This is a genomic window from Alcaligenes sp. NLF5-7 (assembly GCF_024266725.1).
Lineage (GTDB): Bacteria > Pseudomonadota > Gammaproteobacteria > Burkholderiales > Burkholderiaceae_B > Alcaligenes > Alcaligenes phenolicus.
Genome location: NZ_CP100755.1, coordinates 2,519,242 through 2,533,664, shown reverse-complemented (window position 1 = coordinate 2,533,664; position 14,423 = coordinate 2,519,242). Strand labels below are relative to the sequence as shown.

Genomic DNA, 14,423 nt, shown 5'->3' with positions numbered 1-14,423 from the left:
AGGTTCAGACAGAGGCCTCGGGCTTATCAATCAATTCCAGTTGCTTGTCCTGCCCTTCTTTCTTGCCCGCAATCAGCGTATAGGCCACCGGCACCACAAACAAGGTCAACAAGGTTCCCAGGGACAAGCCGCCCACCAGCACCCAACCAATCTGCTGACGGGATTCGGCACCCGCCCCGGAGGCATAGGCCAGCGGCAAGACCCCCAGCACCATGGCGCCGGTTGTCATCAAGATGGGGCGCAGGCGCATCTCGCAAGCGCGCACCACGGCATTGTACAAACTGGCCCCCGCTTCGCGTTGTTGAGTGGCAAATTCCACAATCAAGATACCGTGCTTGGTAATGAGCCCCACCAGGGTAATCAAACCGATCTGACTGTAAATGGACAAGGTCCCGCCCGACAGCCATAGGGCCAGCAAGGCCCCTGTCATGGACAAGGGCACGGACAGCATGATGATGAGCGGGTTGCGCCAGCTTTCAAACTGCGCGGCCAGCACCAGATAAATAAAGGCCAGTGCCATCAGGAAGACCAGATAGATACTGCCCGAGGAATCCCGGAACTCGCGCGACTGGCCATCCAGGTCTGTCTGCACCGTTTCCGGCAAGGTCTTGCGAGCCACCTCATTCATGTGTTCGAGCACCTCACCCAAGGCATAGCCGGGGGCCACCGATGCTTCCACAATGACCGCTCGCAAGCGGTTGAAGTGGTTCAGCGATTGCGGCGATACGCTCTCGCGCACATTCAGGAAGTTGGAGGCCTGCACCATGCCACCATCTTTAGTGCGCACGTAAATATCCAGAATGTTTTGCGGGCTGGAACGAGCCTGCTTGTCCACCTGCACAATCACGTCGTACTGCTCGCCATCACTCTTGTAGCGCGTGACCTGACGCCCACCCAGCATGGATTCCAGAGTGCGGCCTACCGCTTCCACCGATACGCCGGTATCGGCCAGCTTGTCGCGGTCCACATCAATACGGATTTCCGGCGTGTTCAAGCGCAAGTCCGTGTCCACGTTCAACAGCCCTGGATAGTCTCGCAGCTCAGCCAGAAAACCGTCCACGATCTTGGCCAGCTCCGGATACGGTGCCTGGCTCATGATCACAAACTCCACCGGCTTGGACGTAGCCCGCTGTCCCAACGACGGCGGGTTAGTGGGGAAAGCACGCGCACCGGGAATGGCGGAGAAATGCGGTTGCAGTTCACGCGCAATGGATTGCTGGTTACGTGTACGCTCCTCCCACGGCTTCAAGCGCAAAATTGCAAAGGAATCGGTGACGGTAGGGAAACCAATAATGGACTGATACCCCTCTGTCTCCGGTATGCCGCGATATAGCTCTTCCACCCGCTCCACATTGCGCAAGGTGTAATCCAGCGTAGCGCCTTCGGGCGAATTCACAATCCCGAAAATCACACCTCGGTCTTCAATCGGAGCCAGTTCGCTTTTGATGACCGTAAACAGCAGCCCACTGGTCGCGGCAACGGCCACACCAATGAACAGGACCAGAAAACGCCAGCGCAAGGCGCGAATCAGGATACGGCGGTAGCCTCGAGTCAGCCAGACCAGGAAGTTTTCGATACCCTGACTGACGCGGCCCACTTTCGCACCATGTGGACGCAGCATGCGCGAGCACATCATGGGCGTCAGGGTCAGGGCCACGAAACCGGATACCAGCACGGCAGCCGCCAAGGTCAGGGCAAACTCAATGAATAATCGCCCGGTACGGCCTGTGGCAAAAGCCAGTGGGGCATACACCGCCACCAGGGTTAGCGTCATGGCAATCACGGCGAAGGCAATTTCACGCACACCCAAAAAGGCAGCCTGCATGGCCGTCTTGCCCTCTTCGATATGGCGGTACACGTTCTCCAGCACCACAATCGCATCGTCCACCACCAGGCCAATCGCCAGCACCATGGCCAGCAAGGTCAGCGTGTTGATGGAAAAGCCCAGCATGTACATGATGGCGAAGGCCCCGATCAGGGAAATCGGAATCGTCACAATGGGAATCACACTGGCGCGGAAACTGCGCAGGAAAAACACAATCACCAGCACCACCAGCAAAATGGCCTCGGCAATGGTGGTGTACACCGAATCAATGGATTTCTGAATGAAGATGGAGCTGTCGTAAGACACGGACAACTTCATATTGCCCGGCAGGCTTTCGTTGATGCGCTCCACTTCTGCTCGTACGGATTTGGACAGATCCAGCGGGTTGGCGGTGGACTGTTTAGTCACACCAATATTCAAACTATTTTGCCCATTGAATCGGGCCAGTACCCGTTCCTCGGCAGGCCCGATACGCACGTCGGCAATATCGGAGATGCGCACCGGATAACCGGCTGCCTGACTGATGATGATGTTGCGAAATTCCTCGGGCGTTTCCAGGTCGGTGGAGGAAACCACGGAAAACTCGCGGGCATCGGACTCAATACGACCAGCTGGAATCAGCACGTTCTGTTTGCGCAGAGCATCTTCCACATCCTGCACGGTCAGCTGGTAGGCCCCCAGGCGGGTGCGATCCAGGTCGATCCGCATAGCGGGCAAGCGCTCGCCAAACACGCGCACTTCAGCGGCACCAGGCAAGACGGACAGGCGCGTTTTAATGTAGCGGTTGATGTAGTCCGAGGCCTCCAGCATGCTGTAGTCGCCCGTATCCACACCTACATAAATAATCGGGGTGGAGTCTGCTTCCACCTTATTGATGATGGGCTCGTCCACCTCATCGGGCAGGAAACGTCGGGCACGCGACACCTTGTCGCGCACATCGGCGGCAGCGGCATCGGGGGCCCGGTCCAAATTGAATTTAATGTTGATCAGGCTGCGCTCGGAACGGCTGCGTGAAGTCATCACGTTCACGCCCTCGATCCCGGACAACTGATCTTCAAGAGGCTTGGTCACCTGGGACTCGATCACCTCCGGTGAGGCCCCTTTATAATTGGTGATGACGGAGACTACCGGCTCGTCAATAGCGGGGTATTCGCGTACGGTCAGGCGTTCATAGGAAATAAAACCGACCAGCACAATCACCAAAGACAGAACCGTGGCAAATACCGGGCGACGGATACATAAGTCAGAAAGAACCATGATTCCGTCCTATTGCTGCGGCTGTGTTTGGACGTCGATCACTTCCTGAATATCGACCGGCACTCCATCACGAACCTTTTGCAGCCCAGCCACCAGCACATTGTCGCCCGCTTTCAGATCGCCTGTGACTTGTACCCAGCCCTGCTCGCGTACACCAACCTGCACCTGACGGCGCTCTGCCCGGCCGTCTTTCACAATATAGATGTACTGATCCTGCCCCGAAGGAGCCAAGGCGGTTTCAGGCACCATCAAGGCCTGATAACGCGATAGCTCAAGGCGTACACGGCTGAACAAACCGGGGCGCAGAGCGCCATCTTCATTCGGTACCTGGGCCCGCAGCAAAATGGAACGGCCAGCCGTATCCACCGCCGGGCTGACAGCCAGCACCGAGCCATGGCGGGTTTCGCCCAGGAAGGCATCAAAGCGCAGTTCGACCGGCATGCCGGCCTTCACATCGGCCAGATATTGTTCGGGAATACGGAAGTCCACGTTCAAGGTCGAAACCGCTTCCAGCTGCACCAGGTCCGTGCCCGGCCCAACATAGTCACCCACCGAGACATTACGCAAGCCGGTCACACCATCAAAGGGGGCACGGATACGGGTCTTGTCCAGCTGCACACGCGCCAATTGCACTTCGGCTTGCTGAACAGCCAAACGGCTACCGGACTCGTCTTTGGCCTGCTGGCTGATAAAGCCCTGGCGGCTCAATTCCGAAGAACGCTTGTGCTGACTATTGGCCAGATTCAAATTTGCCTGTGCCTGGTTCAATTGCGCCTGCGCCATGGCCGGGTCCAATTGAATCAGGAGCTGACCTTTTTTGACGGGCTGACCTTCTTCAAAGCTGATCGCTGAAATACGGCCACTGATCTCGGGCCGCAGCACGACGGACTCTCTGGCCACCAGGGTTCCCACCGCCGCCACATCACGAATCAACTCACTTTGCCGCACGGGCAGCACTTCCACCCGCGTGGCATCAGACTGCGCCCAACTGGGGCTGCTACTGGCAAACAGTACAAGAAACAGAGAAAAAATCGTGGGACGCAGCGTGGAAATCATGGGCGGCTTATCCTGACCGGCCAGGCCGGTGAAGCTGTCTGACAAAATATGACGGGTGGCTAATAGTACTATCAGCGGGCTACAACTCTGCCCAAGATCTTATAACTGCCTGGCGATTTCCACCCCTTCATTGGCCAGTTGATCCGCACGCTCGTTACCGGGATCACCCGCATGGCCACGCACCCATAACCAGGTCAGTTCATGTTTTGCGGCCTGCTGCTCCAACTCCTGCCACAGGTCGGCATTCTTGACGGGCTTTTTATCGGCAGTACGCCAGCCGCGGGCTTTCCAGCCGGGCAACCATTCGTTCATGCCTTTCTGTACGTACTGCGAATCGGTGTGTACCCGCACCTGGCAAGGGCGTTTCAAGGCTTTGAGTGCCTCGATCACGGCCATCAGTTCCATGCGGTTATTGGTAGTATTGGCCTCGCCACCGCAAATGGCTTTTTCACGTCCGCCATGACGCAACAAGGCGCCCCAGCCCCCCAAACCGGGGTTGCCCTTGCAGGCACCATCGGTCCAAATATCGACAACATCAGTCATGTCTTGCTAATTCCTTCATCGGCAGCGCGTCCAGCAACCACCATAGGCCGACGCACACGCCGACGGTTTTTCTTCCACTTGGGCCCGACCATACGCAAGGCCGGCGTGCGTTTGACCGCACTAATCATGTAGACGGCCCCCGCAAAGCTCCACCAGCGCGCACCGCTTTGCTCCATCCAGGACCAGCGGTCCAGCCAGGACTGCTGACGGCACAACGGTGCATAACAGCCCATCTGCGTACTTTGCACATCAAAGGACAAAAGCTTTAACCAGTCGCGCAAGCGCGAGGGTGACATCACATCTCCCGGCAAGGTAGGCGTGCCCCGCTCCAGACCCGGAATCCAGTCGTGGGCACCCCACAAACTCAAGGGGTTGAAACCCGTCAGGAGAATGCGCCCTTCTGGCACCAGAACGCGCTCGGCCTCTCGCAACACCTGGTGCGGGTCGCGGGCGCTTTCCAATGTATGGGGCAGGATTAAAAGATCAATGCTTTGCGTATCAAAAGGCAGATGCTCGGGTTCGGCATAAACCAGGTTCTTCTGCTGGGCGGGCAAGACGCCGGCCTGAGCCGTACATACCTTGCAGGAGATGCGACTATGCGCCAGGAGGTCCCAATGCGGCAATCCAATTTGTATGGCATGATACCCGAAGGTGTTGACCACCTCCGCATCGATTCCGGCTTGTTCCCAAGCCCGCACATATCGCCCCGGTACGGTTTCCAACCACTGGGCAAATTGATCATTCAAAGTCTGCTCCACTGGCGCTCTCTCCCTCTACCATGATGAATGCATTTACCTGGCCTGTGCCAAGCGATGTTCGCCTGATTCCACTACCAGCCCTGAACGACAACTATATATGGGCTTTAAGTCGAAACGGTCATGCCCTGGTTGTGGACCCCGGCCAAGCCGCCCCGGTTCTGGATTGGCTGGAGCGCGAGTCCTTACAACTGGATGCCATTTTACTGACACACCACCACGGAGACCACGTTGGAGGTGTCATGGATATCCTGGCCAGGCACCCGGCTCGCGTCTGGGGCCCCGCCAACGAGCGTCTGCCTGCCTGTGACGTGCCTGTCGGCCAGTCCGATAAGGTCGAGTTACCTACTCTGGAACTGACGCTGGACGTGCTGGACATCCCCGGCCATACCGCCGGACACGTTGCGTACTTTGGTCAAAATGAGGTAAAACAGCCCTTTGTTTTCTGTGGTGATACCTTGTTTGCTGCTGGTTGCGGACGCCTGTTTGAAGGCACCCCGGCACAAATGACGGATTCCCTGGGCAAGTTGGCAAAACTGCCATCGGACACCCTGATCTGCTGTGCGCACGAATACACTTTATCCAATTTACGCTGGGCTCTACAGGTAGAGCCGGACAATCCCCAGCTGCATGAACGTTGGGAACAGGATAATCTCAAGCGTCAGCAAAACTTGCCTACGGTGCCCTCCACCTTGAAAACAGAATTGGCTACCAATCCATTTCTGCGTTGCGAGACGACTGCTGTTATCAAGGCTGCCGAGCACCATGCTGCCCAGTCCCTTAATAATCCTGTCGAGGTATTTGCCAGCCTGCGCGACTGGAAAAACAATTTCTGAAGATTCCGCAATGAACCTAATGAGACTTTTTGCGCTGCTATGCGCTTTCGTGCTGGCAGGCTGCGCCACAGGCCCCAAGGTCAGCCCTCAAAAAGCCGCCAAGACCTCCACCAGCATTGCCGCCGATACGTCTCGCACCATTGATCTGACCCACCCACCCAAAGACGCGTGGGACCGGATGCGCCGGGGTTTCTCCATCCCCAACCTGCATACCGATCTGGTTGATTACTGGACCAACTACTACGCTTCGCACCCCGAATCCATCCGTACCATGAGCCAGCGCGCCTCGCGCTATCTGTACCACATCATGGACGAGCTCGATGCCCGTGGCCTGCCTTCCGAACTGGCCTTGCTGCCTTTTGTGGAAAGTGCCTATAACCCCGTCGCCTATTCGCGCTCCCATGCGTCCGGTCTGTGGCAGTTCATCCCCAGCACCGGCACACAATACAAGCTGGAGCAGAACTGGTGGGTAGACCAGCGCCGTGACCCGGTCGAGTCCACTCGCGCTGCTTTGGACTACCTGTCTTACTTGTACGAGTTCCAGGGCGACTGGTATTTGGCCCTGGCCTCCTACAACTGGGGTGAAGGTTCGGTACGCCGCGCCATGGAGCGTAATGAACAGGCCAACCTTGATGTTGACTACTTATCGCTGAAGATGCCGGACGAAACACGTAATTACGTCCCCAAACTGCAAGCGATCAAAAACATTGTGGCTAACCCGGAGCGTTATGGCATTACCCTGCCCCCAATCAGCAACACACCGTATTTCACGGCCGTGCGCAAGAACAAGGACATTGACGTAGCCCTTGCTGCTGAGCTGGCTGAAATCTCCGTGGACGAGTTCAAGGCCTTGAACGCTGCCCACAATCGCCCCACGATCCCTGCCGATCGCGGCACCTTGCTGCTGCCCGCCAACAAGGTGGATATTTTCAATGCCAATCTGGCGGCCTATCAAGGCAAGCTCAGCAACTGGAAGGCCTACCAATCCAAGCGCGGCGAAAGCTATCTGTCCATTGCCCAGCGTCACGGCATTACCTTGTCGCAGCTGCGCTCCATCAACGGTTTGGGTAGCAAGAGCACCAAGGCCGTGGCCCAGACACTATTGGTGCCCAGCACCACCTTGGGTGAAGGCAGCCTGCAACTGGCTTCTCTGACCAATACACCTGCCGCCCCGGTAGCGCAAAGCACACGCCGTGCTCGTACGCAAACGGCCAGCGTCAACCGCAAGAATGACACTGTTGTTTTGCGTCGCGGCGCCAATGTGCGCACCCATACGGTTCGCCAGGGCGATACACTTTACGCCTTGGCCAAACGGTACGACACTTCGGTGGCAGAACTGCGACGCCTGAACAATATCAAAGGCAGCTCTCTTTCCAGGGGGACACGTTTGCGTGTTCCCGGTTCCAATATTCGTGGCTAAGTCCACCCACTAATTACATAAAGGATTTTCAGCATGGGTTTCCTGCAAGGAAAACGCATCCTGGTCACAGGCGTCCTCTCGAATCGCTCTATTGCTTACGGGATTGCGCAAGCATGTCGCCAACAAGGTGCTGATATTGCCCTGACCTATGTGGGCGAGCGTTTTAAAGAACGTGTTGAAGGCTTTGCCAAAGAACTGGGCACGGATATCGTGCTGCCCTGTGATGTGTCTGAAGACGATCAGATCGAACAGGCCATGGCCTCGCTGGGCGAGCGCTGGGACGGTCTGGACGGTTTGGTGCACTCCATCGGTTTTGCACCCCGTGAAGCCATTGCCGGCAACTTCCTGGACGGCCTGTCGCGCGAATCGTTCCGCGTCGCTCATGACATTTCCGCCTACAGCTTTCCCGCACTGGCCAAGGCTGCCCTGCCCTTGCTCAAAGGCCGCAAGAGCTCGGTGCTGACCCTGACCTACCTGGGCGCTGAAAAAGCCATTCCCAACTACAACACCATGGGCGTGGCCAAAGCTGCGTTGGAAGCCTCCGTGCGTTACCTGGCGGTGGCGCTGGGCGAGTACGGCATTCGTGCCAACGCCATCTCGGCCGGTCCTATCAAGACCCTGGCTGCCAGCGGCATCAAGGACTTCTCCACCATTCTGAAATTCGTAGAGACGCACGCTCCCTTGCAGCGCAACGTCACCATTGAAGAAGTGGGCAATGTGGCCTCCTTCCTGATGTCCGAATTGGCCAGCGGTATCACAGGCGAGATCACGCATGTTGACGCCGGTTTTAACTGCATCGTTCCGGGTATGCAGGAGTAAGGCCCCACGCCTTGATGTAAAAAAATAGCGGCCAAGGCCGCTATTTTTATTGCTCAGGGACGTCTAGACAACGCATAGGCAAGCTGCCGTTTGCCTCCAGGAGTACAACCCGAACAGAGCCTGCCCAAATCAGACAGGGTAGAAAAACCTGTAAGGGTCTAGCGAATCAATCACCCTGCGCCCCCTCTTCCACAAAGTCGCTACGCAAAATGCCATGCCGCTGCAACTTGTCGTAAAAGGTTTTGCGCGGGATACGCAGGTCCTGCAAGGTCGCCTTGATATCGCCACGATGGCGTGCCAGCGCCTGACGTATCTGCTGCGACTCGAACTGCTCCATGCGGGCGGGCAGGCTCAAGTCCTCGTTTTCCAGCTCCTTGATCTCCGGGTGCTGCACACCCAGCACTTCACGTTGCGCAAAGTGTGCCAGCTCGCGCACATTGCCCGGCCAGTGATGTGACTGCATATAGGCCAGACTGCGCGCATCGGGCATCTTTTGCGGCATGCCGTACTTCTTGGCAGCCAGCGCCGCAAAGTGGGCGAACAGCATGGGGATATCCTCCTTGCGCTCCCGCAAAGGCGGCAGGCGCAAGGTGACCACGTTGAGTCGGTAATACAAATCGGCGCGGAAGTTCGTACGCTGGGCGGGGTCGGACAAATCCACCTTGCTGGCGGCAACGACGCGGATATCTACCGGGTGCTCTTCGTTGGAACCCAAAGGAGTTACGCAACGGGTTTCCAGCACACGCAGCAAGCGCACCTGCGCAATCATGGGCATGCTTTCGATTTCATCCAGAAACAGCGTGCCACGGTGTGCATGTTCAACACTGCCTACACGTCTGCGCTGCGCGCCCGTGAATGCCCCGGCTTCGTGACCGAACAGCTCGCTTTCAATAATGGTTTCAGGCAAGGCACCACAGTTCAGTGCCACAAAACGATGCTGTGCTCGGGCGCTCCAGCGGTGCAGCAACATGGCCACCACTTCCTTGCCCGTGCCGGTTTCCCCTTCCACCAGCACATCCACATCGGACTGGGCCAGATGCCGCAAGGTAGTGCGTAAATTGACCATGACCTCGGAATTACCCAGGAGCGCCGGGCCTTGGCCGTCCTCGTCCAATTCCTCGCGCAAGGCACGGTTTTGCAGCACCAAACTGCGCTGCATGGTGGCATGACGTATTACCGTCAGCAGGCGTTCGGCCTGATAAGGCTTGGTCAGAAAGTCAAAGGCGCCATCGTGCATGGCCTGCACGGCCATATCAATATCGCCGTGGCCGGTAATCAGCACGACGGGCTGCTCGGGATCGCGAGCATGCAAGGCCTGCATCAGCGCCAGCCCGTCCATGCCCGGCATGCGAATATCCGTCACCACCACGCCGGAATAATCCTTGGGCAAGCGGCTCAAGGCCTCCTGCCCGCTGGCACAGGCCACTACTTTCAGGCCCGCCAGTTCCAGACTTTGCACCACGGCGGCACGCAAGTCCGCATCATCATCAACAAACGCGACTTCCATTCTTATCTCTCTCCCTGGCCCAGCTCGCTATCGGCATTGCGCAGCACGATATGGAACGTGGCGCCACCCAGGCGCGAAGGCCCTTCTTCCAAACGGCCACCCAAGGCAGCCACAATATCGTGCGAGATCACCAGCCCCAAGCCCACACCTTGACGGCGGCTGGAGCTAAAGGGCGTAAACAGACGCTGGCGGATTTCCGCACTCAGGCCGGGGCCGTTGTCGGAAACAACAATGCGCACATGCTGCTGCTCGCTCATGACTTCTATACGGATACGCCCTTGACGGCTCCCATCCAGAGCATCGAGCGCATTACGCAGTAAATTCACCAGAACCTGCTCCAGACGTACCGGCAAGGCCCATACACGCACAGACTCGTTCACGCCCTCCAGTTCCAGGCCCACACCTTGGGCCCGCGCCCTGTGCTCCAGCAATTGCCAGGCGCTATCCACAGCCGAACGAACCCGTACCGGGCCTTCCTGTTCCTGGGGCTTGCGGGCGTAATGACACAGTTGGGAGGTAATACTGCCAATGCGTTGGGTCAGCGTCTGGATGCGGGACAGGTTCTGCCGTGCCGTTTCCGTCTGGCCCTGATCCAGCAAGCGCAAAGTGTTGTCCGCATAGACTTCAATCGCCGCGACAGGCTGGTTGATCTCGTGAGCCACCCCGGCCGTCACCTGCCCCAGAAAGGACAGCTTCTCGGCCTGCTCCAACTGCTCACGCAGATCACGCGCACGCGTACGGGCTTCTTGCAGGGCCTGCATCTCCTGCTCCAGGCGACGACGCGCCACCTGCAACTGAGCGGTCCGGGACTCTACCGCTTCTTCCAGCGCATCACGCAGTAGCTCCTGACGCGCCTGTGCTTCCCGGCGCTGTTGATTGCGTTGCAGGGCCAAGGCCGTCAGTACCAGCGCTGCACATAACAACCCCATCACCGTCAGACGGGATTGAAAGGCCTGGGTCTGCAATGCAGCATCCATGGGAGCCATCGCGTGCAAAACCCAATCACTGCCCGCGACAGGCTGCTGCACATGCAAAAAGCGCTCCTGCCCCAGTGTCCAGAAGGAGGCCCGTTCGCCGGAATCCGACATATTCAAGCCCACTGACTCCAAGGGCTCACTACCAAACTGCTGACTGGCCCGCAGCTTGACCAGTTGCTCGGGCGCGGCTTGATCCAGACTATGCAAACGCCAGTCCGGTTCACCGCTTAGCAGAATCACGCCATTGGGATCGCTTACAAACATGCGATCGCCATAACCTTCCCATTCTTTTTCCAGCAGATCGAATACCAGCTTGATGACGACCACACCAACCGCCTTGCCGTCCTGATCTTGCACCATGCGTGAAATGTACAAACCCGCCTTGCCGCTGGCAGTCCCCAAGGCAAAGTATTCAGCATGCCCCTGCGCCAGGGCTTTGGTGAAGTAAGGGCGGAAACCGTAGTGATTGCCCACGAAGCTGTCGGGCTCCTGCCAGTTACTGGACACCAGCGTCTGCGAATGAATATCCAGCAGGTACAGAACAGGAGCGCCCGTATCTTCGGCCAATTGCTGGAACTTGCGATTCAAAGCCTCGGCATCACCATAGGCAGGATTGCCCATCAGGTATTGGCGCAGAGCCTCGTCCTGTGCAAGAGCAAAGGACAAGGTGCGGAATTTGTCTCGGATAGTCCTGATCCAGCCGGCATTACCGCGCATCAAGGAATCAAGCCGCTGTTCGCTTTGTGTCAGCAAACGAGCCGTGCCCAAATCGGCCGAACGCCAGAAGGCAAACAGTCCCAGCACGACGGCCAAGCCCAGCAGCAGCAACCATTCGAGCCTGAAGCGCCGCCGCATGCTCGAAGAAACCGGAATGGAGTTCATGAAACCTGTGCGAAATATCGCCAAAAATTAGTAATAGCTGTGCGGATTTTCGCACACATAAGCAGATAGCGGGGAAGTCTCCTGTCCGCAAGCCGCTTATTTACTGGTTTTCTGCCGGTGAACAGATTGGCACGGATGTTGCTTTAGTCATGAGCTTATGGGCCGGGACAAGGATTCCGGCGAGCTTAAACCGCCTGCCCACACACAATTCCAAGCAGGCCACCAGCTGACTGCCAGGTCGGCTACATCAAGTCACGGAGACGACATCATGATGGATATAAGCACAGGAGACCGTTCGGTACCGCAGATCGTCAAAATCAAGTGGTATCGAATTTTGTACGTACAGGTCATCATCGCCATCACTATCGGGATTTTGCTGGGCCATTTTTACCCCTCGCTGGGCGAGAGCATGAAACCTTTGGGCGATGCCTTCATCAAGCTGGTCAAAATGATTATTGCGCCCGTCATTTTCCTGACGGTAGCCACCGGCATTGCCGCCATGACAGACCTGCAAAAAGTGGGCCGTGTGGTGGGCAAGGCCATGATTTACTTTCTGACTTTCTCCACGCTGGCCCTGATTGTAGGCTTGGTGGTCAGCAATATCGTGCAGCCCGGCCATGGCATGAACATTGACCCCAGCACCCTGGACCCCAGCTCTATCCAGGGTTACGTGCAGCAAGCCCATGACAGCACGCTGACGGGCTTTTTGATGAACATCATCCCCGCCACCCTGATCAGCCCCTTTACCGGCGGCGACATTCTGCAGGTGCTGTTTGTGGCCGTGCTGTTTGGTATTGCCCTGGCCGCTGTGGGCGATCACGGCAAACCCGTGCTGAAACTGCTGCAAGCCTTGATGACGCCTGTTTTCAAGCTGGTTGCCATCCTGATGAAAGCCGCTCCCATCGGGGCCTTCGGTGCCATCTCTTTCACCATCGGTAAATACGGGATTGAATCCGTGTCCAGCCTGGCGCTGCTGGTGGTGACTTTCTACGTCACCTCCGTGCTTTTTGTGCTGATCATTCTGGGTGCCGTGGCCCGCTACAACGGCTTTTCCATCACCAAGCTGATCCGCTACATTCGTGAAGAACTGCTGCTGGTGCTGGGTACCAGCTCCTCGGAAGCGGCTTTGCCTACCTTGATGCAGAAGATGGAACGCGCCGGGTGTGCCAAGTCGGTTGTCGGCCTGGTTGTACCTACCGGCTACTCCTTCAACCTGGACGGCACCAATATCTACATGACCATGGCGGCCCTGTTCATCGCCCAGGCTTGTGATATTCCACTGACCTTGCAGCAGCAGGTTCTGCTATTGCTGGTTGCCATGCTCAGCTCCAAAGGCGCGGCGGGTGTAACGGGGGCCGGTTTCATTACCTTGGCGGCTACCCTGTCCGTGGTGCCTTCGGTACCTATCGCTGGCATGACTCTGATCCTGGGGATTGACCGCTTCATGTCCGAATGCCGTGCGCTGACCAATCTGGTGGGCAATGCGGTTGCCACCATTGTGGTTGCCCGCTGGGAAGGCGAACTGGATACCGATCAACTCAACAGCGCCATGAATGGCGAGCTGCCACCGCTGGATACCAGCGTCACCTTGCATCAGCGCGGTGACATGGAGATTCCCGCACAAGAGGCCAGCGAGCCGCGCGCGACTGTTGCAGCCTGATTCGGGCACTTGAAAAAGAAAGGCCGGTTTTCAATTGAGAACCGGCCTTTTGCTTGTCTGCTTGTTCTTGCCAAGCTGCTCCCGCTCGTATTGCTTTGGGCAGGTCGTTAGCGACTCAGTCAGACAGAAGGAAACCGCACAATCTCGCTGTCTGGCGTCCAGGCAGGGTATTTATCCATGATGCTCAGGAACAAAGGGCTGGACTGAAAGTTCAGCAACCAGGTCGACAAGTCCGTCCAAGGCTGCGCATCAAACCAGTCCCTGTTCACTTGTGCGAATTGCCGCACAAAGGGGGCAATCGCCAAATCTGCCAGACAAGGACGCTGTCCCATCAGGTAGCCCTGCTGTTCGATGCGGGCATTCAGGCCCATCAATAATTCACTGGCTTGGGCTCTATGCAGGGCCGAAAAACTGGCGGCATCCGTGAATTGTTCATCCTCGGTATGGCGATCCGGGTATTTATAGCAATCCAGATGCCGCTTGAAAGGCCCGTCATTGGCCGCAATCAGGGCCAGCATTTGCTCGACATCGCCCTGCTCAGGCTGCAAATACTGCTTGGGATCTTGAATCGCCAAAGCCCAACGCATGATGTCCAGGCTTTCATCAATAACCTTGCCATCGGGCAAGACCAGCACCGGGACGGTGGCTTTGGGAGAGGCCAGGCGCAGGGCCTCGGGTTTGTCGCGCAGTACGACTTCGCGCAACTGACAAGTTACGCCGCTGGCCGCAATAGCCAGCCGTGCCCGCATGGCATAGGGGCAACGGCGAAAGGAATACAAAATGGGCAGATCAGATAAGGACATGCTCAATCCCGTTAAAAAGCCGCGCCACAGGCACGGACTTAAAGCGCTGGCGTTTATGCAAAGCGCCCTTCTGTAGCAGAAGG

The 14,423-nt window shown here is 57.4% G+C and carries 11 protein-coding genes; 4 read left to right on the top strand and 7 right to left on the bottom strand.

Translation table 11 applies throughout. From position 1 onward, the window contains the following. Positions 1 to 4 precede the first annotated feature (4 nt). The 4 genes from MID00_RS11645 to MID00_RS11630 all read right to left on the bottom strand — a co-directional run bounded on the left by MID00_RS11645 (position 5) and on the right by MID00_RS11630 (position 5,439). Positions 5 to 3,082: an efflux RND transporter permease subunit gene (locus tag MID00_RS11645; protein ID WP_009460831.1), complete on the bottom strand. Its 3,078-nt coding sequence runs from the start codon at positions 3,080 to 3,082 to the stop codon at positions 5 to 7. Between the two features lie 9 nt (positions 3,083 to 3,091). Next, entirely contained in the window at positions 3,092 to 4,138 is a 1,047-nt protein-coding gene (locus MID00_RS11640) for an efflux RND transporter periplasmic adaptor subunit (RefSeq protein ID WP_009460829.1), read from the bottom strand. A gap of 99 nt (positions 4,139 to 4,237) precedes the next feature. Continuing rightward, positions 4,238 to 4,681, bottom strand: a complete 444-nt coding sequence (rnhA, locus tag MID00_RS11635; protein WP_022983314.1) for a ribonuclease HI — start codon at positions 4,679 to 4,681, stop codon at positions 4,238 to 4,240. Next, the gene (locus tag MID00_RS11630; protein WP_009460825.1) at positions 4,678 to 5,439 is read right to left on the bottom strand and encodes a class I SAM-dependent methyltransferase; all 762 of its coding nucleotides are present in this window, start codon (positions 5,437 to 5,439) and stop codon (positions 4,678 to 4,680) included. Before MID00_RS11630 ends, rnhA begins: the two co-directional genes overlap by 4 nt. Before the next feature lie 20 nt (positions 5,440 to 5,459). Between MID00_RS11630 and gloB the strand changes: the two genes are divergently transcribed. Genes gloB through fabI form a run of 3 tightly spaced genes read left to right on the top strand, consistent with a single transcriptional unit; the run spans position 5,460 to position 8,511 of the window. Next, a complete protein-coding gene (gene gloB / locus MID00_RS11625) occupies positions 5,460 to 6,272 on the top strand; it encodes a hydroxyacylglutathione hydrolase (RefSeq protein WP_022983315.1) in 813 nt (270 codons plus the stop codon). Positions 6,273 to 6,282: 10 nt separating this feature from the next. Next, positions 6,283 to 7,692 carry a transglycosylase SLT domain-containing protein gene (locus MID00_RS11620; protein ID WP_031232537.1) on the top strand — a complete coding sequence of 470 codons (1,410 nt, stop codon included), beginning with the start codon at positions 6,283 to 6,285 and terminating at the stop codon, positions 7,690 to 7,692. A 33-nt stretch (positions 7,693 to 7,725) separates the two neighbouring features. After that, complete coding sequence (gene fabI, locus MID00_RS11615; protein ID WP_009460819.1) at positions 7,726 to 8,511, top strand: enoyl-ACP reductase FabI; 786 nt, start codon at positions 7,726 to 7,728, stop codon at positions 8,509 to 8,511. Between the two features lie 166 nt (positions 8,512 to 8,677). Here the strand turns inward: fabI and MID00_RS11610 are convergent, their stop codons facing one another. Both MID00_RS11610 and MID00_RS11605 read right to left on the bottom strand, forming a co-directional pair. Then, the gene (locus MID00_RS11610; protein WP_250756075.1) at positions 8,678 to 10,018 is read right to left on the bottom strand and encodes a sigma-54 dependent transcriptional regulator; all 1,341 of its coding nucleotides are present in this window, start codon (positions 10,016 to 10,018) and stop codon (positions 8,678 to 8,680) included. A 2-nt stretch (positions 10,019 to 10,020) separates the two neighbouring features. Next, positions 10,021 to 11,877: an ATP-binding protein gene (locus MID00_RS11605; RefSeq protein WP_254498860.1), complete on the bottom strand. Its 1,857-nt coding sequence runs from the start codon at positions 11,875 to 11,877 to the stop codon at positions 10,021 to 10,023. 268 nt (positions 11,878 to 12,145) lie between these two features. Here MID00_RS11605 and MID00_RS11600 point away from each other — a divergent pair, with 268 nt between their 5' ends. Further along, entirely contained in the window at positions 12,146 to 13,537 is a 1,392-nt protein-coding gene (locus MID00_RS11600; RefSeq protein WP_009460813.1) for a dicarboxylate/amino acid:cation symporter, read from the top strand. 119 nt (positions 13,538 to 13,656) lie between these two features. Here the strand turns inward: MID00_RS11600 and MID00_RS11595 are convergent, their stop codons facing one another. Further along, a complete protein-coding gene (locus tag MID00_RS11595; protein WP_009460811.1) occupies positions 13,657 to 14,340 on the bottom strand; it encodes a glutathione S-transferase in 684 nt (227 codons plus the stop codon). Positions 14,341 to 14,423: the final 83 nt, after the last annotated feature.